22 protein-coding genes are annotated in these 26901 nt (G+C 47.1%); 1 reads left to right on the top strand and 21 read right to left on the bottom strand.

What is annotated here, in order from left to right; all coding sequences use genetic code 11:
- Nucleotides 1-441: 441 nt before the first annotated feature.
- From recA to GKZ89_RS00090, 5 genes are all read right to left on the bottom strand, one after another.
- A complete protein-coding gene (gene recA / locus GKZ89_RS00110; RefSeq protein WP_155110357.1) occupies nt 442-1479 on the bottom strand; it encodes a recombinase RecA in 1038 nt (345 codons plus the stop codon).
- Between the two features lie 181 nt (nt 1480-1660).
- On the bottom strand, nt 1661-2914 hold the full coding sequence (locus GKZ89_RS00105; protein WP_155110356.1) for a competence/damage-inducible protein A: 1254 nt from the start codon (nt 2912-2914) through the stop codon (nt 1661-1663).
- An 18-nt stretch (nt 2915-2932) separates the two neighbouring features.
- Nucleotides 2933-3511: a CDP-diacylglycerol--glycerol-3-phosphate 3-phosphatidyltransferase gene (pgsA, locus tag GKZ89_RS00100; RefSeq protein WP_155110355.1), complete on the bottom strand. Its 579-nt coding sequence runs from the start codon at nt 3509-3511 to the stop codon at nt 2933-2935.
- Between the two features lie 46 nt (nt 3512-3557).
- Nucleotides 3558-4448, bottom strand: a complete 891-nt coding sequence (locus tag GKZ89_RS00095; RefSeq protein ID WP_155110354.1) for a helix-turn-helix domain-containing protein — start codon at nt 4446-4448, stop codon at nt 3558-3560.
- An 18-nt stretch (nt 4449-4466) separates the two neighbouring features.
- Complete coding sequence (locus tag GKZ89_RS00090; protein ID WP_155110353.1) at nt 4467-5258, bottom strand: YmfK family protein; 792 nt, start codon at nt 5256-5258, stop codon at nt 4467-4469.
- A gap of 255 nt (nt 5259-5513) precedes the next feature.
- Here GKZ89_RS00090 and GKZ89_RS00085 point away from each other — a divergent pair, with 255 nt between their 5' ends.
- On the top strand, nt 5514-6011 hold the full coding sequence (locus GKZ89_RS00085) for a hypothetical protein (RefSeq protein WP_155110352.1): 498 nt from the start codon (nt 5514-5516) through the stop codon (nt 6009-6011).
- A gap of 79 nt (nt 6012-6090) precedes the next feature.
- Here GKZ89_RS00085 and GKZ89_RS00080 read toward each other — a convergent pair whose 3' ends face one another.
- From GKZ89_RS00080 to GKZ89_RS00005, 16 genes are all read right to left on the bottom strand, one after another.
- Complete coding sequence (locus GKZ89_RS00080; RefSeq protein ID WP_155110351.1) at nt 6091-6363, bottom strand: DUF3243 domain-containing protein; 273 nt, start codon at nt 6361-6363, stop codon at nt 6091-6093.
- Between the two features lie 72 nt (nt 6364-6435).
- Complete coding sequence (gene ymfI, locus GKZ89_RS00075; RefSeq protein WP_155110350.1) at nt 6436-7155, bottom strand: elongation factor P 5-aminopentanone reductase; 720 nt, start codon at nt 7153-7155, stop codon at nt 6436-6438.
- A gap of 38 nt (nt 7156-7193) precedes the next feature.
- Nucleotides 7194-8504 (bottom strand): EF-P 5-aminopentanol modification-associated protein YfmH, encoded by a 1311-nt coding sequence (gene yfmH / locus GKZ89_RS00070; RefSeq protein ID WP_155110349.1) that lies wholly within the window; start codon nt 8502-8504, stop codon nt 7194-7196.
- A 2-nt stretch (nt 8505-8506) separates the two neighbouring features.
- Nucleotides 8507-9784 (bottom strand): EF-P 5-aminopentanol modification-associated protein YfmF, encoded by a 1278-nt coding sequence (gene yfmF / locus GKZ89_RS00065; RefSeq protein ID WP_155110348.1) that lies wholly within the window; start codon nt 9782-9784, stop codon nt 8507-8509.
- A gap of 210 nt (nt 9785-9994) precedes the next feature.
- Nucleotides 9995-13120, bottom strand: a complete 3126-nt coding sequence (locus GKZ89_RS00060) for an efflux RND transporter permease subunit (RefSeq protein WP_338324864.1) — start codon at nt 13118-13120, stop codon at nt 9995-9997.
- On the bottom strand, nt 13101-13574 hold the full coding sequence (locus GKZ89_RS00055) for a MarR family winged helix-turn-helix transcriptional regulator (RefSeq protein WP_155110347.1): 474 nt from the start codon (nt 13572-13574) through the stop codon (nt 13101-13103). Before GKZ89_RS00055 ends, GKZ89_RS00060 begins: the two co-directional genes overlap by 20 nt.
- A gap of 227 nt (nt 13575-13801) precedes the next feature.
- Nucleotides 13802-15022, bottom strand: coding sequence for a bacillibactin exporter BcbE (gene bcbE / locus GKZ89_RS00050; RefSeq protein WP_241680087.1), 1221 nt, complete (start codon nt 15020-15022; stop codon nt 13802-13804).
- Nucleotides 15023-15132: 110 nt separating this feature from the next.
- Nucleotides 15133-16092, bottom strand: coding sequence for an ABC transporter permease (locus GKZ89_RS00045; protein ID WP_155110346.1), 960 nt, complete (start codon nt 16090-16092; stop codon nt 15133-15135).
- Nucleotides 16093-17142, bottom strand: a complete 1050-nt coding sequence (locus GKZ89_RS00040; protein ID WP_155110345.1) for an ABC transporter permease — start codon at nt 17140-17142, stop codon at nt 16093-16095.
- A complete protein-coding gene (locus tag GKZ89_RS00035; protein ID WP_155110344.1) occupies nt 17139-18668 on the bottom strand; it encodes an ABC transporter ATP-binding protein in 1530 nt (509 codons plus the stop codon). The genes GKZ89_RS00040 and GKZ89_RS00035 overlap by 4 nt, the downstream gene beginning before the upstream one ends.
- A 142-nt stretch (nt 18669-18810) precedes the next feature.
- Nucleotides 18811-19869 (bottom strand): BMP family lipoprotein, encoded by a 1059-nt coding sequence (locus tag GKZ89_RS00030; protein ID WP_155110343.1) that lies wholly within the window; start codon nt 19867-19869, stop codon nt 18811-18813.
- A 183-nt stretch (nt 19870-20052) separates the two neighbouring features.
- A complete protein-coding gene (locus GKZ89_RS00025; protein WP_155110342.1) occupies nt 20053-20778 on the bottom strand; it encodes a GntR family transcriptional regulator in 726 nt (241 codons plus the stop codon).
- Between the two features lie 206 nt (nt 20779-20984).
- Nucleotides 20985-23321 (bottom strand): DNA translocase FtsK, encoded by a 2337-nt coding sequence (locus GKZ89_RS00020; RefSeq protein ID WP_155110341.1) that lies wholly within the window; start codon nt 23319-23321, stop codon nt 20985-20987.
- Nucleotides 23322-23432: 111 nt separating this feature from the next.
- Entirely contained in the window at nt 23433-23657 is a 225-nt protein-coding gene (locus GKZ89_RS00015; protein WP_155110340.1) for a YlzJ-like family protein, read from the bottom strand.
- Nucleotides 23654-24400 carry a ClpP family protease gene (locus tag GKZ89_RS00010; protein ID WP_155110339.1) on the bottom strand — a complete coding sequence of 249 codons (747 nt, stop codon included), beginning with the start codon at nt 24398-24400 and terminating at the stop codon, nt 23654-23656. The genes GKZ89_RS00015 and GKZ89_RS00010 overlap by 4 nt, the downstream gene beginning before the upstream one ends.
- Before the next feature lie 168 nt (nt 24401-24568).
- Nucleotides 24569-26236, bottom strand: a complete 1668-nt coding sequence (locus GKZ89_RS00005) for a ribonuclease J (RefSeq protein ID WP_241680086.1) — start codon at nt 26234-26236, stop codon at nt 24569-24571.
- Between the last annotated feature and the right edge of the window lie 665 nt (nt 26237-26901).

Genomic DNA, 26901 nt, shown 5'->3' with positions numbered 1-26901 from the left:
CACCTCCTCTTGCTATGAACATTACTTGCAAATAATGTGTCGGCACGTACATTGTTTCAAAGATTTCCTCAATATACTGCACAAGTTTTTTTCAGGATGATTTTAGTTGAAGCTAAAAGCAATCAAAAGTTGCTTTAGCCAAAATCATCAAGCCTTTGTTAAAAAATACTAAAAATAAAACAAAATACACAATTTCATTGTATAGTTGTAAAAAATACTTGTCAAGCCAGTCATTCTGCCTGTTTGGCCCGTTTCCTCCAAAATCGTCGCAGTTTCAGGCTGGCAGGCAGAACTTTTGCTTCCAAACCGCTGTGTCCCGCGGGTGAGTATATACTTTACAGTGTATAGTGTTTCGTTCAGCATCCCGCTCTGCCGTCACGCTTGACCCCTCTACTTTCCCCATAATAAAAAGAGGGGTTTCCCCCTCTTTCCGGATCGTTCTTAGTCTTCCAGTTCAAACAGCTCTTCATCTTCAGCAGGAGCCTCAACCTCTGCATCAAGATTATAATGGTCCCTGATTTGCTTATGAATAATAGATGCAATATTGGTATTTTCCTTCAGGAACTGCTTCGAATTCTCGCGTCCCTGTCCGAGACGGTCCTCATTGAAGGAATACCAGGAACCGCTCTTCTGAACGATATCGAGATCCGTTCCCATGTCGATGATTTCCCCTTCTCTGGAGATCCCTTCACCGTACATAATATCAACTTCAGCTGTTCTGAATGGAGGAGCAACTTTATTTTTAACCACTTTAATTTTTGTTTTGTTCCCCATTACATCGTTCCCCTGCTTGAGCTGCTCGGCACGGCGCACTTCGAGGCGGACAGAAGAATAGAATTTCAGAGCCCGTCCACCCGGTGTAGTTTCAGGATTCCCGAACATAACGCCTACTTTTTCACGTATTTGGTTAATGAAAATGGCGATCGTTTTAGACTTGCTGATGGCACCGGATAATTTTCTGAGAGCCTGGGACATCAGGCGAGCCTGAAGCCCGACATGGGAGTCTCCCATTTCTCCTTCAATCTCTGCTTTAGGCACAAGTGCTGCCACTGAATCGATAACCAGGATGTCAACTGCTCCGCTTCGGACAAGGGCCTCGGCAATTTCAAGTGCCTGTTCACCGGTATCCGGCTGGGATAGAAGGAGTTCATCGATGTTAACTCCAAGTTTTTGCGCATAAACCGGATCAAGGGCATGCTCGGCATCAATAAATGCAGCCTGTCCCCCCTGGCGCTGAACCTCGGCAATGGCGTGAAGGGCTACAGTCGTTTTACCTGAGCTCTCCGGCCCGTAGATTTCAATAATACGGCCGCGTGGATATCCGCCTATTCCCAGAGCTACATCCAATGCGAGCGATCCGCTTGGCACCGTAGAAACTTTACGGTCTGTCTGTTCTCCAAGCTTCATAATCGAACCTTTACCAAACTGCTTTTCTATTTGTTTTAAAGCCATATCCAAGGCTGCTTGACGGTCATTCATCTATCGTTCCTCCTCATATTCTTAACCTACTAATACTATATCCTATTTCACCTCGTTTGCCAAGAAAAAAGGCGAACATTTATTCGATTATTTCTCTGATTTGCTCTATGAAAAATGTTCTTTTGCTATAGGGAAAATTATAATATCAAAGCCAATTTAAGTCCAAAAAAAACATACAGCTTCAGAGAGCTGTATGTTTTTGCAGGTGCTTCAGCAATAGCCGGCATCCATATTTGACAGACCTTTTTCTGATCCCGTCACGGCTTCCAGCCAGGGCCAGCCTGTGGACCTCCGTTTCTTCTGAGGAGGCAATCCCGATAAACACAGTGCCTGCAGGATGACCCTCCATTGGTTCAGGACCCGCTTCACCGGTAAAGCTTATACCGATATCACTTCCGGCGATGCTTCTGATGTTCTCTGCAAGTTCTCTTGCACATTGTTCACTGACTGCTCCTTCTTTTTCCAGAGTTTCAGGATCAACTCGCAGCACGTTCTCTTTCATCTCGTTTGTATAGCAGACGATGCCTCCCATCAGAACACTTGATGTCCCCTTGACGGTAGTGAGCTGTTCCGAAAACAATCCGCCGGTCAGGCTTTCAGCAGATGCAATCGTAATCTTCCGCTCCATCAGTTCATCGGTAAGAACCTGCATGATGCTCGTATTTTCATAGCCGTAAAAGTACTCTCCGACTCTTTCATTTATCTTCTGTTCTGTCTCATTAAGAAGCTGAACCGCTGTGGTCGCCTCTTTATGCCGGCATGTCAGTCTGAGGGTCACTTCCCCTTCCCCGGCAAGCGGCGCGATCGTCGGGTTGGATTGGGAATCGATCAAATCCTCAAGCTCTGCTTCAAGCTGGGATTCTCCTATTGCAAAATACCGGAGGACACGGGAGATAATCTGTTCCTGTTCTCCAAGCTGTTCCAAAAGATACGGCCTGGCGTAATTCGAGAACATCGGGCGCATTTCAGATGGCGGGCCCGGCAGCAGAATATAGTGGATTCCCTCCGATTCAAAAGCCATGCCGGGAGCCATGCCGGTCTCGTTTTTCAGTATTCTGGAACCCTCAAGCACAAGTGCCTGTTTCCTGTTGTTTTCTGACATTTTACGGTCTATTTTTTTAAAGTACCGTTCGATCGATGCCATCGCTTCTTCATCCATCACCAGTCTCCGGTTCAGGTTTGCCGCGATTGTTTCTTTTGTCAGATCATCTTTCGTCGGACCGAGTCCTCCAGTGAAGATGATCACATTTGATCTTGATCGTGCTGTTTCAATCGCAGCTGTAAGTCTTTCCGCGTTATCGCCCGCAACTGTATGGTAATAAGTATTAAACCCCATTTCGGCAAGTTCAGATGAAATGAATTGGGCGTTCGTGTTTGCGATCTGGCCAAGAAGGAGCTCGGAGCCTACTGCAATAATTTCAGTTTTTGTATCCATACAATCCCTCTTTGCTAATTATTTTGAGTTCAGAAAGGCCTTTTTATTTTTCGCAAAATAATCCCAGCCCGAGATGACTGTAAACAGGACCGCAATCCAAAGTGCAATATCCGCCAGCGGGAAATTGAGCGGTTCGAACGGGAAGTTATTCAGCAGAAGAAGGGAAATCGCAATGATCTGCGTCCATGTTTTAATTTTGCCGAGCATGTTGGCAGCCACTACTTCTCCTTCATTTGCCAAAATCAGCCGCAGCCCTGTAACTGCAAATTCCCTGCTTATGATAATGATAACCATCCAGGAAGGAGCAAGCTGAAGCTCCACGAGAATAATCAATGCTGCCGATACGAGGAGCTTATCAGCCAGCGGATCCAGAAACTTCCCAAGATTGGTTACCATATTGTATTTACGGGCATAGTATCCGTCTATCCAGTCTGTAACGGACGCTAAAATAAACAGCAGGGCGCCGGCAAACTGGGTAACAGGCATTTCAGTGCCGGCCAGGCTGATGGTCCCCCAGTCCAGCGGTGCAAGCATAATAAGCATGAAAACCGGGATCAGCAGGATTCGTGAAACGGTTATTTTATTAGGCAAATTCATCATTCATTCTCCTTCTCTTCCAATGCGTTTAATGGAAGAAAAGCCATCAGCTTGATGGCTTTTCTGATTTAGTAAGAGTAATCGTCTGGGTCATGCGTTCGGAAGGCTGAATGACATATTTCAGCGGCTGTCCGTTTACTTTAATATCTGTATTTGTTGTATTTCCAATACGGATTCTCGCTTCTTTTAGGCTGCCCGCGTTTACTTTTTCGGTCGTGCCTTTTTTCAGCGTTCCGGTATAAAGAGATTGTTTTCCGCTTGTTACTGAAATCCAGGCAGAACCTTTTCCTGTTAATTCAATCTGCAATTGATCTGCACCGGTTACCGTGTACTCAGAAGTACCGCTCCCTGTTGCTTTTCCGCTGACTGATACTGCAGGCTTCTCTTCTTTTGGGGGTTCAGCCTTTTCAGCAGGAGGATCCTGGGCAGGCTTCTCCTCCTCTTTATCATTTTCAGTCTCTTTAAGCGAATCATCCATTTTCACTTCAGAGCCGATTGACTCCGCTTCGGGCTGAGAGGTTTTAGGCTTTTCGGCGCCTGTAAAGTTCTGGCCGATGATCCACAGCACTACTGCTGCAGCAATGATTAATACAATAACAATCAATTTAGGAAGCAGATCAATGGCCTTTGAAGCCGTTTCCGGAAGCTCTCTTTGTGACTGGACTCTGGAAAGCTGGCCTGGAAGTTCTTCATCGTGGCCGTTATCAGGCACATCGCTCCGGTATTGTTCAAAAAGCTCGTCCGGATCAAGTCCGACAGCTTCTGCGTACTGCTTAATAAAAGCGCGGACGTAAAATTTGCCCGGCATGATTTTGTAATTGCCTTCTTCAATTCCGATCAGATATCTTTTCTGGATTTTCGTCAATGACTGCAAATCATCCAGTGTCAGCTGCTTCTCTTCCCTCGCTTGCTTCAGGCGGTTTCCTAATTCACTCAAACATAACACCTTCCATAATTAAAAATCAAATCCAGAAAACGCCGATTGGTCAAACATCTGCGGCTCCTCGGCATCCTCATATGTAATCTCCTCATCGGGATCATTGCGAAGCTCAATAATGTAATCAAAATCATCCAGCGAATATTCGGTATTCTGCACGAAAATATCTGGATGTTCGACAATTTTCGTAGCCGAAAGGCGCATAATTTCCCGTACAAGCTGCAAATGGCGTTCCGTACCTCTCCGTGTCGACACGATACCGTCAATGATAAAAAGGTTGTTGGAATCATACTCGTCAGCAATCAGCTGGCTCCGCAGCGTTTGTTTCAGCAAAGTGGAAGAAACAAACAGCCATCGTTTGTTTGCGCATACACTGGAGGCGACAATCGACTCCGTTTTGCCGACACGCGGCATCCCCCGTATCCCAATCAGCTTATGTCCGTCCTGCTTCATCAGCTCTGCCATAAAATCAACGAGAAGACCCAGTTCATCTCTTACAAAGCGAAATGTCTTTTTATCATCCGCATCACGCTGTATATATCGTCCATGCCTGACCGCCAGGCGGTCGCGCAATTTCGGTTTTCTTAACTTGGTAACCGTAATCGTATCCATTGTATGTAAAATCGATTCAAGTCGCTTGATTTGATCATTGTGTTCACATTTAAGCAGCAGACCCCGCCGGGAATCATCTACACCATTTATCGTGACGATGTTAATAGAGAGCATCCCTAGAAGAGACGATACGTCCCCAAGAAGACCAGGCCGGTTTTTCTGAATTTCATACTCCAAGTACCATTCTTCCTTTTGCAAGAAGAATCCCCCTTTCGATTGAGGCGATCTGTACCTATAAACTTATAATAAAGCATTTTTCTGTATTTAGAAAGAAGAATTGCCTAAACCTTTTAATGGAGGAAGAACATGGAGAATGGCTGACTTTGGATACTAAGAAGTTCACAGTAGCAAACAGGCAGTGGAGAAGGCGGGGTTTTACTGCATTGCAGTCTGCATACAGATGAGGATGAGGGGTGGCTGGCAGGCGGATTATTTCCCGTTAACGCACTTAATTTGTCCGTCACAGCGCTTAATTTGTCCGTTCCTGCTGCTTATTTGTCCGATTCCATTTATTTGTCCGTTAGCACCAGTTATCTGTCCGTCAGGCTGCATATTTTGTCCGTCACCGATCTTAATTTGTCCGTTCCTGCTGCTTATTTGTCCGATCCCATTTATTTGTCCGTTAGCACCAGTTATCTGTCCGTCAAACTGCTTATTTTGTCCGTCACCGATCTTAATTTGTCCGTTCCTGCCGCGAATTTGTCCGTTCCCATTTATTTGTCCGTTAGCCCCATTTATCTGGCCGTCAAACTGCTTATTTTGTCCGTCACCGATCTTAAATTGTCCGTTCCTGCCGCTAATTTGTCCGATCCCAGTTATTTGTCCGTTAGCTCCAGTTATCTGTCCGGAAGGCTGCTTATTTTGTCCGTCACCGATCTTAATTTGTCCGTTCCTGCCGCTAATTTGTCCGATCCCTCCAGCTACTTGCCATCCGTCATCAATCTTGACTAGTCCGGTCAGCCCTCTTATTCTGCATCCTACGGAAGCCCCGTTCCATAAAAAAAGAGAGGCTTCAGCCTCTCTTTCCGGTTCAGTGGGTACCTTGACCTTCTGTACCGTTGTTGCTTACAAGCTTCACCATCATGTTGGCGATTGCATGCTGTTCTTCTTCGCTTGCTACGCTCCAGAGATCAGCCAATACTTTTTCCTGGTCGTTTTTGGATTCAACCTGATTGGCCAGGTATCCTCCGATTTCATATGCCAGGCCGGAAACGGTCTCGCGGCTCATTCCGCTGTTTTCTGCATGGTGAAGACGGTCCCCAAGGAAGTTTTTCCAGGAATCCCAGTTGTTCAATACGGACATTGTCATTCCTCCAGTCCTCAAAATGAATTACAACGTTAGTTTTGCTGAACGGGAGAAATTTATGCATGTTTTTCAGTTCCATCCTCCGTTGACTGAAAGAATGTGACCTGTAATGTAGGAGGCTTTTTCTGAGGCCAGAAAGGCAACTGCTTCAGCGACTTCTTCGGGCTTGCCGATTCTTCCTGCGGGGATCTCCTCCTGCAGTGCCGATAGTTCTTCCGTGGTAAAGGAGGCAAGCATGTCTGTTGAAACTGCTCCCGGGGAAACGGCGTTTACGCGGATGCCGCTTGGGGCGAGTTCCTTCGCGAGCGCTTTGACAAACAGGTTTTGGCCGCCTTTAGCCATCGAATAGAGGACCTCGCAGGAGGCTCCTGTTTCTCCCCAAATGGATGTGATGAACACAATGTTTCCGGCTTTTCTTGCCACCATCCCGGGAGTTAGTTTTTTTACAAGCAGAAATGGGCTTGTGACATGCAGCTGGATTTGGGCTGCTGCTTCTTGATCACTCAGATCGGTGATCAGCCCGTATGGCGCCGTCCCGCTTGATAAGACGACAAGGTCAATCGGGTCTTCGATCTGGTTCAGCAGCCGGTCAGGACCGTCCGGCGCTGAAAGGTCGGATTGGATCGTTCTGCATCGTATCCCTTCTGCTTCCAGCTTTTCTTTTAATTCGTCTGCTTTTTTGGCGTTTCTGCAGTAATGCAGATAAAGGCTGTATCCTTCCCGGCTCAGCCTGATGGCGGCAGAAGAACCTATTCCCCCGCTTGCGCCGGTTATGAGCGCATGTTTCATTCCGCCCTCTCCTCTCCTCAAAGAAATACCGGCTGAAGTCAGCCGGCGGTTTTTGTCTTTTTATCTTTTGGGACGATCGTGAACACGGTGAGCTGGTCTTCATCAGCCAGGATCTGAAGCAATTCATCCGCATCCTTTTTCTGGATGCCTTCAAGGACAGGAACCACATCAAAAAGGTTCATATCGTTGAAAGCATAACGTGTGAATTGGTTGGCGATGTATTCAGGTGAATTGGCAGCCCTCAGGAACGCACCGATCCTTTTTTTGATGGCGGTTTTCAGTCTTTTTTCATCAATGCCCGCTTCCCTTGCTGCAAAAAGGACCTCTTTCGTCTTCGCTGCCAGCTCTTCAGGCTGGTCGGTATCGCCGCCGATCATGCCAAAGCCAAAGCTTTCCTCTTCGGTATAATCATAGCTGAATGTATCGTCGATGAGTCCGCTGCTGTACATGCTCTGAAAAGCATCTGAGCTTTTTCCGAAAAGAACGTCAAGCACGAGGTTTGCTGTCAGTTCTTTTTTCAGAAGCTCTTTGCCGGATAAGCCGGTCTCCGGTGCTTTTATGCCGATTAGGCATTTCGAGGACTGGACGTTCATCGCGAGTTTTTCGTCTTTTTTGCTTACTTCCCTTTTTTCAGAAAGCTCCGGCCGCTTGATCAGTTCCGGTTTTTCAAAGGTTTTTTTCTGCTGGTTATCCCTTACCTGCTTCAAAACCTCGGCAGGGTCTACCGGACCTGTGATGAAAAGGAGCATGTTGCTTGGGTGGTAAAAGGTGTGATAGCACTCGTAGAGCAGATCCTTCGTAATGTGGGATATGGATTCTACAGTTCCAGCGATATCAATTTTTACCGGGTGCTTTTCATACATGCTTGAGATCAGGCCAAAATAAAGCCTCCAGTCGGGATTATCCTCATACATATTGATTTCCTGGCCGATGATCCCTTTCTCCTTATCCACTGATTTCTCTGTAAAATAAGGATCCTGCACGAAATCGATCAGCGTTTCTAGGTTTTGATCCGCATCAGACGTGCTTGAGAATAAGTAGGCCGTCCTGGTGAAGGAAGTAAACGCATTAGAGGACGCACCTTGTTTGCTGAACTGCTGGAATACATCCCCGTCTTCTTTTTCAAAAAGCTTATGCTCTAAAAAGTGGGCGATGCCATCCGGTACCTTTTTCATGTCGTTTTGTCCGAGCGGAACGAATTCGTTATCAATGGAACCGTACCGGGTCGTAAACGTTGCGTATGTTTTGTTGAACCCTTTTTTCGGAAGGACATACACATTTAATCCGTTCTCCATCACTTCATGATAAAGCTCTTCCTGAAGCTGTTCGAATTGCATCGGTTTTGCCATTTTTAAGCCCCCGTTCCTTTAAGAAAGTAGATGGTATCCAGTTCAATTTGTTCGGCAGCCTTTATTACTTCTTCTTTTGTCACTGAAGAGATACCGTCCAGCAGCTCTTCAAAAGAGCGTTCTGTATTGGCTGCAGCATTCTGGTAAAGCAGTTCGCTGAGCCCATAGCTTGTGTCGATGGTTTCAAGCAGCTGATTACGGATGACACCCTTCGTCTGGGCGAGGTCGTCCTCTGTAAAATCTCCGTTCTTCATCGCCTGCATCTGTTCTTTTATAATTGTTACTGCCTGGTCGAAGTTGCCTACTTCAATCCCAGACATGACCATAAGCAGCCCTTTATGCGATTCTACCCGTGAGGCTGCATAGTACGCGAGACTTGCTTTTTCCCTCACGTTGATAAAAAGCTTGGAGTGGGAGAAGCCGCCGAATACCCCGTTAAACACCTGAAGGGCATAATAGCCGTGATCGCTGTAAACACAATTGGTTCTGTAGCCAATGTTAAGCTTCCCCTGTTTTACATCCTCTTCATCTATTACTTCTTTTGGTTCAATGCTTTTGCGTGACTGCGGTTCTTTTTCCGGATACGCATGGGCATTGGCAGGGAAATCGAAGTGGCGCTCGATCATGCCCCGTGCTTCCTCTTCTTCAAAATCTCCGATCAAGTATAAATCCAGCTTATCTTCTTTTAAGGATTTTTGATAATATTCATAAATGGATTCCGGAGTCAGGCTGTCCGCCTGGTCAATTTCACCGTTCACATGCAGGGCATATGGCTCCCCTTCGCACATTTCCTGAACAAGCCTGAGATTGGAATAGCGCATTTTATCATCATATGCCGCCTGGATGCGCTGTTTCAGCGTCCTCGTCTCTTCTTTAACGATCTCAGGATCAAACCGGTCATTCGCAGCAAGCGGGCGCAGCAGGATATCCGAAAGCAGGCGGATCGCATCCTCGAGCAAAGGAGTCTTTTCCGATAAAAACTTTTCATTTGCTGCTTCCATGCGGAAGGTAATGATATGGTTTTCTACCTTTTTGGAAAGATCGGCAAAAAGAGAGGCGCCGTACAGCTCATCCAAATAGTTTCTCAGCTCGGACGTTTTCCGGAATCTTTCCGTTGCCCTCTGCAGGACATATGGAAGGATTGCTCTCTTTGTCACATCTTCCTCTTTCAGCGGAGCCATCATTTTCAAAACGAGCGTATTGGTTTTGTATTTATCCGTTTTAATGGTATGGACCGTCATTCCATTTACCTTTGATTGGTTTTCGGTAAAGTAAGCCATGCGTTCACTCCTCTGATTCAGGATTTTCCTTTGTAGTGTAGCCATTTATTGATGTAATCAACCGTAACAGTAATTATATCAACTGGAGGAACATTTAGGAAATACGAAGACCTTTTATTATTGCGGCAGGTTGAAAACATCCCGCAATGTTATAGCCTATTCCTTGACTGTATGCAAAATACGCCGGATCTCATCCGGCGTATCTTCCTCTTATGACTGATCCCGTTTTCCCATGAACGGCCACCAGTTTGCTTTATCAAATACCTTAACCATAACAGGTACGAAAATCGGCAAGATCACAAATGCGTAGAGGATCAATCCCGTCAGCACAAGTGTTGCAATCTGCAGAAGCGAGAGCACGCCGGACGGCAGCATCGCGGCAAACGTACCCGCAAGAATGATGGCAGCGGATATGATGACGGTACCCATGTTCTTCATGGCGGCAATCATGGCTGATTTGACATCAAGGTCCTTGTATTCGTTAAACCGGTCCATCAGGAAAATGGAATAATCGATGCCGAGTGCCATCAATATGACAAATCCGAAGAAAGGAACGGCCCAGTTTATGCCGTCATACCCCATCAGATCCGTAAATATCCATTCTGAGATCGCACTTGCTGAGTAGTAGGTAATCAATAGCGAGCCGACCAGATACACCGGCATCACAAACGATTTCAGCAATACTGCGAGTATGATGAGGATTGCAGCAATCATGAAAAGTACAGTCCGGGTGTAATCCGAATCCGATATTTCCTTCAGGTCGGCATAGGTGCTTGTAACGCCGGAAACTCCCACAGTGGCATTTTCAAGCTCCGTTCCTTTTACCGCCCGTTTAACAGAGTCTTCGACTTCGTCCATTTTGGAAAGAGCTTCATTGGAATATGGATTTACCTTCAGAATGATGTCCATTGTCGTCAGCGTTTTGTCTTCGGACATATACTCGTTAAAGACCTGCTGAAACTCGCCGTTTTTAAGGACCTCATCAGGCAGGTAAAATCCTTCCGTATTTGACTTGGCCAGACCTGTAAGATAGGAGCTGGCCTCATTCAGACCTCCTGATACCTGGCTCAAACCTTCAGCACTGTCATCAAGACCTTTCGTGAGGATCCCAAGCTGATCGGAAAATGGACTTAATCCCTCTTTAAGGGCGGTCTGCCCTTCAGCAAGCTCTCCCGCTCCGTCTGAAATGGCGGGCAGGCTGGAAATCACTTTGTTCTGGCCGCCTGATGCAGCTTCCAACCCTTTGGAAAGCTCACCCAGTCCTGCAGAAAGCTGTCCGAGTCCTTTACTGAATTCCTGCTGTCCCTTATTCACTTCACTCAGTCCGGCATTTGCCTTTGTGATTCCCGGAAGTGCTGCGTTCAAGCCTCCCGAAAGAGTTTCAGACGCCTCACTGAGTGCTGTAATGCCTTCCTCCAATCCAAGAACGGTCCCGTAAACGGTTTGGAAGTCAGGATCATTTTGAAGTCCCGGATAAGCAGGGTTTTCAGCCAGACTGTTTAGAGGTGTCTTTAAGCCTGAGATCGCTTCCTGTGAATCTTTTACACCTTGATTGACGGCTGCAAGACCCTTTGATAGTTCACCCAGCTGCGTCTCAGCCTGCTGGTAACCCGTAAGAATGGCACTGCTTCCTTTAGTCAGCTGGTCTACGCTGGTCCTGGCAGCATCCACTTGTTTTTTAATTTCCATGGCACCGGCTGTACCCTGGTTCATGCCGTTCTCGATTTCCTTTAAAGCTGTTTCTACAGAATTGACTCCGTTTTTTAATTCATTGGAGCCGCTGATAAGCTGGTCAATCCCCGCAGTCGCCTCTTTCAGCTGAGGTTCGGACCCTGAAAGCTGCTCTGCTGCATCATTGAGGCCATCCCCGATTTCCTGAAGACCTTTGTTCCCCTCACTCAGGCCTTTCTCGAGTTCCTCAGCCTGACTGGCTACCTCAAGGTCTTCCAGTTCATCCCCCAAGGGCCTTGTGGCACTTCTTACTTTATCGACATCTTCAATCTGATTAAGGTCTTTACTGATTTTTTCGATGACAGCCAGGCTTTCTTTGTTGTTCAGAGCCTGATCATCTTTGATTACAATCGTTGCCGGAAGGGATTCTCCGGGTCCAAAGCTGTCTGAAATGATATTGAACGCCTTTACAGATTCATATTGATCCCCGATTTCATCAAGTGAGTTGAAGGAGAGACTCCCATCGTACTGGACAAGGGCGGGAGCAATCATTGCAGCAATGATCAGCAGCGCAACCAAAGGCCTTTTGAAGGAAAAGCGCCCCGCCCATTCCCATGAACGGCTTTCAGAATGCTCGATGTTTCCTTTCAGCGGCCAGAAGAGTCTGCTGCCGAGAACCATCATAAAGAATGGCACGATTGTGACCAAAGCGAGGATGAGAAACGCAATTCCGACTGCCACCGCTACCGCAGACTGGTAAAGCTTGAATTCTGCAAAAGCGATGGAAGCAAACCCGGCGAACACTGCGAGTCCGCTGTATATCACTGTTCTTCCAGCTGTTTTGAACGTTTTGATAACCGCTTCCGTTTTTTCTGAACCATTTCCAAGTTCCTCTTTAAACCGGCTGAGGAGGAGGATACAGTAATCTGTTCCGATTCCAAACATCACCGCCACCATAAAAATCTGTGTAAAGGTGGAGAGCGGAAAATTAAAATATTCTACAAAATAGGCAACAGCCGACTGACTGACCATATAGGCCACTCCAACCGTAATGAGCGGTATGACAGGTGCGACAAGCGAACGGAACACGAGAACAAGAACAATTAAAATAAAGGCGACAGTAATGTATTCCGTCTTTTTGAGGCCCTCCTGTGAACTGTCCACAACATCCTGATCGATAAGCTCGCTGCCGGTCATGTAATGCTCGACACTGTAAGTCTTAAGCTCTCTCTTGATATCTTCCGCTTTATCCGCAGCGGACTTTCCGCCTTCTTCCAGCGAAAGTGCTATAAGGATGGTTTTCCCATCACCAGAAACCATTTGCTTTTCCAGCTCTTCATTATCGAAATGGGTTGTCACTGATGCAATGCCGAGGTCACTCTTTTTGCTGTCAAGAAGGTCGGCGGCTTTTTGGATTTCTGATTTTTCATCCAAGGTCAGCTTTTTCTCATTGTGAAAAACAAGTGCCAGAGAAGATCCGGTTTCAGAGGATTGCTCATCAAGCAGGTCCCCTGCCACAGATGATGAATAGCCGTCAGGGACGGAGATCTGCCCCTTTTCCGCTACCAGATTTCCCATGTTCGGTGCGGTAATCGTCAGAATAACCGCAGCAGCAAGCCAGGCTGCAAGCAGCACCCATCTTGCCTTAATAATCCCTTTCATCATGTTTCATACCCCGTTCTTTCTCAGCCATGCTGGCATAAATTTTTTCAAACACTGATAAAAACCCATCAATCTCCGCTTCGGTCAGCTCAGTTAGGTAATCTGCGACAAATTTCTGAATCTGCTGTTCCCCTTTTTCATAAACATCTCTGCCTTTATTTGTACTGACAAGAAAAACATTTCTTCTGTCTTTTTCATCACGGACCCGTTCAACGAATCCTTTTTGAACGAGCCTTTCAACCATTGCAGAGATCGCGCTTTTATTAACCCCGCACAAATCGGCCAGCATAACGGCCTGGCAGTTCGGGTACATGGTTATGTACCTGAGAATCTGATACTGCTCGATGGTAATATCCTCGAGTACTTTCTCGGTCACCAGAGCCGTGACCCGTTTAGCAGAAAAAAAATAGACCTCCTCATATCTATGTATAAATGCTTTCAATTTTTCCCCATCCAATTAGTTCACCTCATTAACCATTCACTACATAAACTATTAAACACGCGGACAGATCTGTCTGTCAACCATTTTTACGCAGCAATGGATCATCCGATTCCCCTTGCGATCACCGCGAACCGCAGGCGTATGGTTCTCCGTGCTGCAAAGCTCAAGCGCAGACCAGTCTGATGGAATAAAAAAAGCCCGAACATGCAAGCGTGCAGCATGTTCGGGCCCAACCGGGATGTTTATGTCGTTTTTAATTTCGCAGCCTGCTCTTTATCCTCCGGTTTAATAAACAAGAGAACGATGAGAAGAGCGAGAAGGCTGAAGCCCACTGACACATAGTAGATCCAATGCTCTGAGATTCCCATGAGGGCGGCATAGAGCGGCGGTCCGGCCGCTACGCCGATAAACCGCATCGAGCTGTAAAAGGAAGTGATCGTCCCTCTGTGCTCCTGTTCGATGCCTTCCGTTATCAGAGCATCCAGTGAAGGAAGAGCGATCCCGATCCCGATTCCCCCGATCACCAGAAAAACAATCAGAAAAGCAAGAGAGTGCTGCACGCGAATCGCAGCAAAGGATAGTGCAAGCAGGGCCATTCCAATGACAATCAGCATTTTCATCAAATGCTTGCTGTTGCCGATTTTTTTGCCGGCGATGAAGGAAGAGATCGACAGGGCCAGCAGCGGTACAGCGAGCACAAATCCTTTAGCGATCCCGTCAATCCCATATTTCTTCTCCAATGTATCAGAGAGGTAAAACAGCACCCCAAATAAAATCAGCATGATCAGACCGCCAATTGCAAAAATAGCGTAAAGCCATCTTCCGCTTTTTTGAAAAATGCCTTTAACACAATGCAGGAACTCTTTAAATGACTGCGGTTCTTTCTTCTTTTTGGGCACTTTAACCAAAAAGAAAACAAGCAGTACCCCCGCCAGACTGAAGAACGGAATAAACCAAAAGGGCAAGTACCAGACAAAGCTTGCGAGTACCGCACCGATAATCGGACTGAGCACCTTTCCCGCGGTGTTCGCAGTTTCAATCAATCCAAGTCCTGAACTGATTTGTTCATCATCCTCAAATAAATCTCCTATCAGCGGGATCACGACAGGAGCCGCGCCTGCAGAACCGATCCCCTGCAGGATCCTTCCAGCAATAATCCACATAAAGGCGTTGCCGGCATTGACAGAAGCCCACGCTGACAGTGCCCCGCCGGCACCTGCAATCAGGAGACACGGAACAATGACAGCTTTTCTGCCGATTTTATCTGATAAATAACCTGCGATTGGAATGAGAAGGATGGCTACGATGGAATAAACCGTAATGATAAGCGAGACCTGGAATGACGAAATCCCCAGCTCTTTTTCAATAGCAGGCAGAACGGGTATCAGCATGGAGTTGCCCAATGTCATAACGAGAGGTACTGATGATAACGCTAGTAAGTTTAACTTGTTCGTATCTGCCATTTCTTCACCCTGCTCTTTTAAGTCGATAACGTCATTGTTCCGTTACCCGATTTAAATTATTCAGACAGGAATTACCATCAGCAAAAATAAAAAAGCTGCCGAAGCAGCTTTTACCGTTTTCCCTTAATATAAGATGTACCGAGTGCTTTTGGAGCATCCGCTCTGCCAATGAAACCGGCAAGAGCAAAAATAGTCAAGACATATGGCAGGATCAAAAGATATACTTCCGGAATGTCTTTTAAGAATGGAATGGATCCGCCCACGATGCTGATTCCCTGTGCGAGCCCGAAAAATAAAGCTGCCCCCATTGCACCAAGCGGGTGCCACTTGCCGAAAATCATCGCTGCGAGGGCCATAAATCCCTGACCGCTTATGGTAGCGTGGCTGAAGTCCCTTGAAATAATTGTGGCATAGATCGATCCGCCGATCCCCGCAAACGCACCGGAAAGAATAACCCCGATATAGCGCATTCTCGTCACATTGATCCCCATTGTATCGGCAGCCAGCGGATGTTCTCCGACCGCTCTCAAGCGAAGGCCGAACGGGGTCTTGTAAATCACGTACCAAACCGCTACGGATAAAAGGATCGCAAGATAGGAAGTGATATAGCCATTGCTGAAAAAGAGCGGTCCAATCACCGGAATCTGGCTGAGGATCGGGATGTCGATAATATCAAAGCTTTGTTCGATCCTGTCTGTCTGCCCTTTATCATACATGATTTTCACGAGGAAAAGCGTTAATCCGAGAGCAAGAAAGTTAATCGCTACACCGCTGACGACCTGATCTGCGCGAAAGCTGATCGAGGCCACGGCATGAAGAGTGGAAAACAGAGCGCCGGCAGCCATCGCCGCAACGATCGCGAGCCAAGGTGTCATCGCCCCGAACACTTCTGCAAACGTCAAGTTGAAAACGATGCCGGTGAAGGCACCTACCACCATAAGTCCTTCAAGTCCGATGTTTACTACGCCTGATTTTTCGCTGAATACCCCGCCAAGTGCTGTTAAAATCAGAGGAGCTGCCACAAATAACGCGGCTGGAATGATGATCTGCAAAGCCTGAAGTAAAGTCATTTATTTCTCCCCCTTCTTAAAGCGGAGCAGCAGCCAGCGGATAAAGTAGCTGGAAGCCACAAAGAATATAATCAAGGCAATGACAATCTCTACAAGCTCATTTGGCACGTTGGCTTCAAAAGGCATATTCAAAGCACCGATTTTCAAACCGGCGAATAAAAACGCAGACAGAATAATGCCGATCGCCGCATTTCCGCCAAGCAGGGCTACAGCAATTCCATCAAACCCGATTCCCGTAAACCCGCTTTTTACAGAAGCAAACTGGAACGTTCCGAGACCTTCCATTGCTCCGGCAGCTCCCGCAAAGGCACCGGAAATCACCATCGATAAAATGATGCTTTTGTTTACACTCATCCCGGCATAATGAGCTGCATCCTGATTGAATCCTACAGCTCTCAGCTCATAGCCTTTAGCCGTTCTTTCAAGCAGGAACCACATGATAAAAGCAGCGATAAGCGATATGAAAATGCCGTAATGCATTGTAGAAAAATTCGTAAGCCCTTCAAACGTTTCAGACTTAAGGCTTGCACTTGCCTTAATATCCTCGGTTGTATCACTGCCCTTTGTTAATACGGATTGAATGATGGCATTCGTCATGTAAAGAGCAATGTAGTTCATCATGATCGTCACGATGACCTCGTGAACCCGGAAGCGTGCTTTTAAAAGTCCCGGAATGAATCCCCACAGCGCCCCTGCCAATGCCGCCGCCAGAATCGCAAGCGGCAGGTGAATGATTTTTGGCAGATCAAAAGCAATACCGACCCATACGGAAGCAAGCCAGCCTACAAGAACCTGTCCCTCCACTCCGATATTGAACAAACCTGTTTTAAAAGCGAACGCTACGGCAAGACCGGTCAAAATATACGGTGTCATCAGCCTGATGGTCTCCCCGATATTAAAAGGGTCTGCAAAAATTCCGTTCCATAAAGCCCCGTAACCGGCAACCGGGTCATAGCCTGCGGCCAGCATAACGATGGCTCCGATAAGCAGCCCGAGCAGAACAGCGATTACCGGGATTAATAAATTCATATAGCGCGTGATAGCCTTCATGTTGCCGTCCCTTCTTTCTTCTGCCTGCTTCCGGCCATTAAGAGTCCAAGCTCCTGTTCCGTTGTTTCCTCCGGCCTCACAACAGCAATGATTTTGCCTTCATAAATGACAGCGATCCGGTCACTGACATTCAAGATCTCATCCAGCTCAAACGACAGCAGAAGAATGGCTTTTCCTTTGTCACGCTGCTCGATCAGCCTTCTATGGATAAATTCAATCGCCCCTACATCCAGCCCCCTTGTCGGCTGCGCGGCAATAAGCAGATCCGGATCCCTGTCCACTTCACGGCCAATGATCGCTTTTTGCTGGTTTCCTCCGGAAAGGGCTCTGGCAGGGGTGGTAGAAGTTGGCGTTCTGACGTCATATTCTCTGATCAGCTGTTCCGCTTTTTTATAAATTTCCTTAAACTGCAGAATGCCGGCTTTTGAGTATGGCTTTTGATAATAGGTTTGCAGGACCATATTCTCCCCGATGGCAAAATCGAGGACCAATCCATGCTTATGCCGGTCCTGCGGGATATGGCCGACTCCGGATTCAGCCACCTTCCTCGGGCTCATCCTCGAAATGTTTTTCCCGTTCACTAAAATCGATCCGGAATCGAGTTTCCGCAGGCCGGTGATCGCTTCGATCAATTCAGACTGCCCGTTCCCGTCCACACCGGCTATGCCGAGTATTTCTCCAGCTCTGACTTCGAGCGAGAGAGCATCAACGGCCGTCACCTGGCGAGAATCCTTGACTGTCAGTTCCTTGATCTCCAAAACCGTTTCCTTTGGAGAAGCAGGCGTTTTTTCCGTTGTAAACAGCACCTCACGGCCTACCATCAGGGAAGCAAGCTCATTTGGATTGGTCTCTGAAACATTCAGTGTCCCGATTCCCTCTCCCTTTCTGATCACCGTCACTTTATGGCATACTTCCATGATTTCCTTCAGTTTATGAGTGATGAGAATGATGGACTTTCCTTCACTAATCAAAGCTTTCATTATTGCTGTAAGCTCTTTGATTTCCTGAGGGGTAAGGACCGCTGTCGGTTCATCAAAAATGAGGATTTCTGCACCCCGGTAAAGGGTCTTCAGTATTTCCACCCGCTGCTGCATCCCTACGGAAATATCCGCAATTTTAGCAGAAGGATCAACGGCAAGCCCGTATTTTTCCGAGATTTCCCGAACCTGTTTTTCGGCCTGCCTGAGATCGGTTTTCCCCATTCTGGAAGGCTCATTTCCGAGAATAATATTTTCTGTAACGGTAAAGTTGTTGACAAGCATGAAATGCTGGTGTACCATTCCTATTCCGAGCTCATTCGCAATGTTCGGATTTGTAATTTCTGCTTTTTTTCCTTTTACGCGGATTTCTCCCCGCTCCGGCTGGTAAAGGCCGAATAGAACGTTCATCAAAGTTGATTTCCCGGCTCCGTTCTCACCGAGCAGAGCATGGATTTCGCCTCTTTCAACCTGGAGGGTAATATTATTATTAGCAACAATTCCCGGAAACTCTTTACGGATTCCGAGCATCTCAATTACATATTCCATGATGCTTCACTCCTTTTTCATGATGGAGGCTTCAGTCCTCATCTCCATCTGGAAACCGATTGGCGGACCAATAGACTTTCAGAAAGAGACCGGCAGGCTTTAAAAAAGGCCAGAAAGAAAATCCAGCCTTTTCAGATCCTATTTATTTAGCAGGAGCAGTCGGTACTTCGATCTCACCCTTGCTGATTTTCTCTTTAAACTCTTCTACTTTTTTCATAACATCTTCAGAAAGATTCTCGCCCTTCGCTACACTGATCGCATCCTCTTCAAGACCGTATTCGATCAGCTTGCCGCCAGGGAATTCATCTTTCTTTGTTTTTTCTGCAAGGTCTTTAACTGCTACATCCACTCGTTTTACCATGGAAGTCAGTGTGATGTTAAACTCTTTGCCGTCTTTCGTTTTTCCTTTTCCTTCTTCGCTTTGATCCTTGTCAACTCCGATTACATAAAGCTCACGGGAAGGATCTTTCTTTTTCAGGTCAATCGCTTCGGAGAATACTCCGTTTCCTGTCGCACCGGCTGCGTGGTAGATAATATCAGAACCGGAACCGTACATAGAAGAAGCGATCGCTTTTCCTTTATCCGCTTTATCAAATGCTCCTGCATACTGAACATCGACAACTGCTTTCGGATTCGCTGCTTTGACCCCTTCTACAAATCCGGCTTCAAATTTGCCGATTAGCGGGCCCTGGATTCCGCCGATGAATCCGACTTTATTCGTTTTCGTTGTCAGACCTGCAGCTACCCCTACAAGAAACGATCCTTCATGTTCTTTGAACGTGATGCTCGCCACATTCGGCTGCTCCACTACATCATCCACGATCGCAAATTTAGAGTCTTTGCGCTGCTTGGAGATATCTTCAATCGCAGGCTTCAGCTTGTATCCGATTCCATAAATCAAATCGAATTTCTGACGGACGAGGGTATTTAGGTTTGTTCCATAGTCAGCATCACTCTTGGACTGAAGGTAGTTATAGCCTTTGTTGCCCTTCTCCATGTCGTTTGCTTTCCCGAATTCCTCAATTCCTTCCCATGCAGACTGGTTAAAGGACTTATCATCCACTCCGCCTACGTCTGTTACCATGGCCACTGTGAAATCGCTTGCTGCTGAACCGTTTGATTCTGAAGATTTATTTCCGCAGGCTCCAAGAATCGTTCCGGCAGCCAAAACTGCAGATAGTGCTAAACCCCATTTTTTCATCTTCTATTTCCCCCCTATAATAGATAAAAGATTGCGAAACTTTTGAAAATAACGAGCAAAGCTTGTCCACCATCACCTCCTAAAATAGGGCGTCCTCTTGGCAGATGTCAGACGGCAGTATTCGCTAACACTGAGACCGCCTGTATCCTGCCGTCCAGCAGATTATCCAACTCTGCTGAACTGCTAAATTCTTTTTCTCACTACATGAAAGGAAAACATATCTGCTCTGAAGTAATTCAGAGAATACAAGACTGCCTGATCGTTCAGATCATAATGCAGCTGTTTCAGGAGCAACAGGGCTGTCTCCGGTTCGCAATTCAAAATCGGGGAGATTTTTTCGTGATAGCCGATCGGCTCGATCGCTGTAATGGCATGGCCGATTCTGCGGTCTGTTAGTTTTTCGATCATTTCAAACAGTGATTCACTTTCATGAAGCAAATCGTGCGGAAGCAGGGTGCCTGGAATTTTGTCAAGGCAGTAAACGACCGGTTCTCCATTCGCCGTTCTCACCCGTTCAACCTGGAAGATTTCTTCTTCTTCAGAAACGCCGAAACGATTTGCATCTTCTTCACGCGGTCCGATCAGCGAAGAGGATAAAAAGATGGTTCCCGGCGTCTTGCCTCCCTGTTTGATCATAGCCGTCACACTGTTCAGCTGTTCAATTCCGGAAGTAAACATCGGAACGGAGTTTACAAACGTACCGACACCATGCCTTCTGATGATCACGTTTTCTTCCTCCAGAATGCGCAGTGCTTCCCTTAAAGTCGCTCTGCTGACTCCGAGGTTTTTAGCAAGGTCAAACTCAGAGGGCAGCTTTTGTTTCTCTTCATAGGCACCGCTTTTTATATCTTCTTTAATCCGGTCTATAACCTGCAGGTACAGATGCCGGTTGTCTGATTTAATGCTCATAGTAAGCCCCCGTTTATAAAAGATCAGACATCTGATGTTTAACCTTTTCTAATCGAAAATAATATATCACGTTTCGATTCATAAATAAATAAAAATTTTAATAATTTTGTCGAATAACCGTAATACTATTTACTTACCCTTAATAATATCCATAATAATATTATGTAAACATTGAAAGCAGAAAACAGAAGGGTTTCCCCTCCTGTTCAGGAACTCATTTCATCATGCTGTGTTTTACTGATCAGCACTTCGCGTGGTTTGCTCCCCTCATAAGGTCCCACAACTCCCCGCTCTTCCATCGCATCAATCAGTCTAGCGGCTCTTGTATAACCGACCCGGAACCGTCTTTGCAGCATGGAGACAGACGCTGTCTGCATATCCACTACAAGCTGAACGGCTTCCTCATACAGATCATCATTCACTTCTGCTGCGGACTCCGCTGTTTCTGCCGGAATCATGTTCTCCTGGTACTGAGCCTTCTGCTGGCCGATCACGAAGTCGACTACCTCTTCCACTTCTTCATCGGATAAAAAGGCGCCCTGCACCCTGACAGGCTTTGAAGCCCCGACCGGCAGGAAGAGCATATCCCCCCTGCCGAGCAGTTTCTCGGCGCCGCCCATGTCCAGTATGGTCCTTGAATCAGTCATAGAGGAAACACTGAATGCGATTCTTGATGGAATGTTTGCTTTAATCACGCCCGTTATTACGTCAACAGACGGCCTCTGGGTCGCAATAATCAAATGGATTCCAGCTGCCCTTGCCATCTGCGACAGCCTCGTTATGGAATCCTCCACATCTGAAGAAGCGACCATCATCAGGTCTGCCAGCTCGTCTACGATCACTACAATGTACGGGAGCTCAGGATGTTTTTCTCCTTCTTCCGCATTCGCGCGCCTGATGTTTTCGTTATATCCTTCAATGTTGCGCGTTCCGGTGTGGGAGAACAGCTCATAGCGCCTCTCCATCTCATTCACTACCTTTTTGAGTGCCTGCGATGCTTTTTTCGGATCAGTCACTACAGGGGCAAGCAAATGGGGAATGCCGTTATAAACGTTCAACTCAACCATTTTCGGGTCAATCATCATCATTTTAACTTCATGCGGCTTTGCTCTCATCAGGATGCTCGTGATGATTCCGTTAATGCATACACTTTTTCCGCTTCCTGTAGCACCTGCCACAAGCAGGTGGGGCATTTTATTCATCTCGGCAAGGACCGCTTCACCGGATATGTCCCTTCCAAGTCCGATCAGAAGCTTCGCATCCGGACGGTCATTCACTGGATTATCGATGACTTCCCTGAGGGACACCATCGCGACTTCCGAGTTCGGAACCTCGATTCCAATCGCTGACTTCCCCGGGATCGGAGCCTCGATCCGTATATCCTTTGCAGCCAGAGCAAGGGCAAGGTCATCACTCAAGTTGACAATTCTGCTTACCTTTACTCCGGTATCCGGGTAGACCTCATATTTCGTGACAGCAGGGCCAAGATGAACCTGCGTTACCTTTGCCTTTACACCAAAGCTTTGAAAGGTCTTTTCGAGCTTCCGGGCATTTTCATAAATGTTTTTCTTATCGGCAGCCTGGCCGTTATGCTTGGGCTGCTTCAGCAGGGAAACTGGCGGTAGCTTGTAATCCTTGTTTTCCAGCTCTGAAAAGCTGATTTGGATAGGCGGAGCATTTTCTGCTTCTTCTTTTTCTTTTTCCTTGTCAGGCTCCTGTTCCTGTACCGGCTCTACCCGGTCGGCGAAGCTCGATATAATCGGTTCAATGGTATCGTCGAAATTGGAAACCGGGATGGTTTCCTCTTCGGGAATATCCTCATCCTCTTCAGGAGAGGTTCTGGCTCTGCGGGTCTTCTTTTCATGGTTGACGGGCCGGGCCGTCTTCTGTTTTTTCTTTTTTATAGACCCGGGAAGCTGTCTCATATCCTTTAAAAATGCGAAAAACTGCTTTTTAAAGAAAACAAATACCGGTCCGAAAATCTTAAACAGTGTCTCCTGCAGGGACTTGTCCGTTATGAGCAGGAGTCCCGCAATGATCATGCCTGAGGCAACGAGCTTAGAGCCGGCTGCTGCAAAAAGGAAATAAGTTGCGGCAAACAGGAGAGCACCGAGCATGCCGCCGCCGAGATCACTGGAGGCGTTCCCACCTTTCAGCTGCATCACATAAAGCTCCCACGTGTTGCGGATGACACTTGAAGAACCGGCTCCTCCACGGGCCAGTACTCCTTCAAAAAGGCTGATATGTGTAAGCAGGAGAACCGCACCCGTTATCAGGTATGCACCGATCAGTCTCCTTGATTTAAGATCAGGGCTCTTTTTATACCAAAATACATATACACCCGCTGCCGCTAGTGCAAGCAGATAGAGAATATACCACTCACCTGCAAAAAAGCGGAAAAACTGGACGATGGCAGCACCTGCAATCCCGAGCTTTGCCATCCCGATAATGGAAGCAGCGGTCATCCCGAGACCGGTAATCTCATATTTGAAAACCGGACGGGAACCGCTTTTCTTGTTTTGTCTTCTTTTTTTCTTTGCCATGTGATCACCTGTACTTTTATTTCTGAACTCTCTTTAAACGAAACAGGCAGCCTCTCGCCAGGCTGCCTGTTTCAATTACCTTCAGTATATCACAGAACACCTTACGGACGGCTAAAATCCTAGCATGCCGGAACGGATTTTTTGCCCGGGCATGCAGTCATCCTGCAGGTAATGGTTAGGGTTGCTGCTAAGCACCCTTACTACTTCATACGTCGCATCATCGAACGGACGGACAATCATTTCGACCCCGTTGACAACCGCCATCCGCTCCTTTGGAGCATCCTTTTCAGTTCCTTCAAAAATCAGCTCATGCGGCATTGTCGTATATAAAATCATTGCAGCACCTGTCCGTCTTCTTTTCCTTTATTCTGTCCAATCAGTTCGTTGAGCTTTTTGATGGCTGGGCCGACTCCTCCAACTTCATCGATCAGCCCGTACTCAACGGCATCGGTCCCTACGACGTTCGTTCCAATGTCCCGTGTCAGGTTTCCTTTGGAAAACATGAGCTCTTTAAATTTATCCTCTGATATTTCAGAGTGCTTGGTCACAAAATTCACAACCCGGTCCTGCATTTTATCCAGATACTCAAAGGTTTGCGGCACGCCGATGACTAGACCGGTCAGCCTGACAGGATGAATGGTCATCGTAGCCGTCTCTGCGATAAAAGAGTAGGAGCACGAAACAGCTATTGGTACACCGATTGAATGCCCTCCGCCAAGAACGATGGATACAGTAGGCTTTGAAAGGGAAGCGAGCATTTCAGCAATGGCAAGTCCTGCCTCGACATCTCCTCCCACTGTGTTCAGGATGATTAGAAGGCCTTCTATTTTCGGATTTTGTTCGATCGCCACGATCTGCGGAATCACATGTTCATACTTCGTCGTTTTATTTTGGGGCGGAAGCTGAATGTGACCCTCAATCTGGCCAACAATGCTCAAGCAATGTATGTTGCTTTCCTGCGACAGCTGCGGAACGTTTGTCTGCCCAAGCTGCTGGATTTTTTCTGCAATCGAGCCCTGTTTTTCTTCTTGCTTATCGGGGCTGCCCTCATTCTGTTCATGCTGCTTCGGAAATTCCATCATGCTCTCCTGCCTTTCAGTCTTATGCCTTTATTATGGAAAAGGAGGCACGTTTTCATGCAGTTTGTCTTTCAGTTTGTCATTTTTGCAGGAGCAGGAAAGGAAGGATCGGAGCGGCATCGTGATATAAAACAAGCCGGACCCCAATTCATGGGATCCGGCTTCATGTTACACTTCCATAATGATCGGCAAGATCATCGGACGGCGTTTGGTTTTCTCATACAGATACTGATTCAGTGCTTCACGGATGTTCAGTTTCAGTGAAGACCATTCAATCAGATGGTCTTTCATGCATTTATCGGCAATACTCTTTACAAGTTCCGCTGATTTTTCAAGCAGTTCTTCAGATTCCCTTACATAAACGAATCCTCTGGAGATGATTTCAGGTCCTGATACGACTTGCTTGTTCGCTTTATCGAGTGTGACCACTACAATCAGAATTCCGTCCTGGGAGAGCAGTCTGCGGTCTCTCAGAACGATGTTGCCAACGTCCCCTACACCAAGGCCGTCGATAAGAATGTTTCCTGATGTCACTTTGGAAGTGGCACGCACATCATTCTCCTTAATTTGAACGACGTCGCCTTTTTCGATGAGAAGAATGTTCTCTTTGCTGATCCCGACCTGTTGAGCAAGCTTGCCATGAGCCACCTGCATTTTATATTCACCGTTTACCGGCATAAAATATTTCGGCTTCATCAAGTTCAGCATCAGCTTGAGCTCTTCCTGGTTTCCATGCCCTGAAACATGAACCTGTTTTTGTCCGAAAACGACATTGGCACCTGCACGGTAAAGCAGATCAATGGTTTTTGAAAATTCCAGTTCATGCCCAGGCTGCGGAGTGGCCGCAATCATCACAGTGTCCCCATCTGTTACGTTAAGCTGTTTATGGGAGTGACGTGCCATCCGGTTCAATGCTCCAAGCGGCTCACCGTGGGTGCCGGTCGTTAAAATCGCCGCTTCCCGGCTCGGAAGCTTGCTGAGCTCCTGAAGCGAAACAATCAATTCTTCCTGCACATGGATGTAACCGAGTTTGACAGCCATCTGGATCACATTCAGCATATTTTTGCCGACAATCGCAAGTTTGCGTCCATTTTCAATGGCAGCATTGATAACATGCTGGATCCTGCTGTAGTTTGAAGCGAATACCGCAACGATGACTCGTCCATCGGCATTGTACATAGCATCGCTGATCTCGGTTCCAACGACGGATTCAGATGCACTGTATCCGGGCTTTTCTGCGTTCGTGCTGTCTGACATGAGGCAAAGTACTCCCTCATCGCCCAATGTTGCCATCTTGCTGATGTCTGTTACATGATTACTGGCAGGTGTCTGGTCAAACTTAAAATCGCCAGTATGTACGATTGCTCCCAAAGATGTATGAATGGCTACCCCTACTGAGTCTGGAATGCTGTGGTTAGTTCGGAAAAAGGTGACGGCAGCGGAATCGAATTCAATTTTGGACTCTGAATCAATTTCTCTCAGAAGAGACTGATTCTTCATTCCATATTCTTTAAGTTTTTCCACAACTAGTGCCAGGGTAAGTTTCGTTCCATATACGGGAATGGATAATTTCTGCATGACATAAAAAACACCGCCGATGTTCTCCTCGTGCCCATGCGTTAAAAACATGGCTTTTACACGGCTGCGGTTTTCGATCAAATAGGATATGTCTGGAATAACGACATCAATTCCAAGCATCTCCCCTTCAGGATGCATAAGACCGGCATCTACAATAAATATATCTGAGTCCACTTCGACCACATACATATTTTTGCCGATTTCCCCTACACCGCCTAAAGCGATCACTTTAATATTCTCTGCTATTTTCAAATTCAACGTTGAAATCCTCCCTGTTTTGCTCGCCCGTTCCACGTCACTTAGGCTCATTATACCCGATTGGAGAAAGGGATTACAAGCACGAAAAGTGGAGGCGGCTTGCCCAGGCCCGACAAGCATAAGACAATTCACCGGAGGAAGGCGCTTTTTCCTTCCGCAGGTGAAATGGCTTATGACCTCGAGGGCCTAGCCGCCGGAGCTGGACAACACGAAAAGCGGAGGCGGAATTTTTTAAGGATGTTCTGCTAAAAGCGCGGCATCCTGTCGCAACGCAGAACTGACCCGCGTCGTGCGGGCCTCCGACTGGCACATTGGAGCACCCGACCGAGAGGCGTTCTAAAGGAAGTTCTGCTAAAGGCACGACATCCTGTCGCAACGCAGAACTGACCTGCATTCTGCAGGCCCGAGGGTGTGATATGAGCCTGCGGCATAGCGCCCGAAGCTGGACAACATGAAAAGCGGAGGCGGAATTTTTTAAGGAAGTTCTGCTAAAAGCGCGGCATCCTGTCGCAGCGCAGAACTGACCCGCGTCGTGCGGGCCTCCGACTGGCACATTGGAGCACCCGACCGAGAGGCGTTCTAAAGGATGTTCTGCTAAAAGCACGACATCCTGTCGCAACGCAGAACTGACCTGCATTCTGCAGGCCCGAGGGTGTGAAATGAGC

This window comes from Metabacillus mangrovi (assembly GCF_009711125.1).
Lineage (GTDB): Bacteria > Bacillota > Bacilli > Bacillales > Bacillaceae > Metabacillus_B > Metabacillus_B mangrovi.
This window is presented reverse-complemented; position numbering and strand designations above follow the sequence as displayed.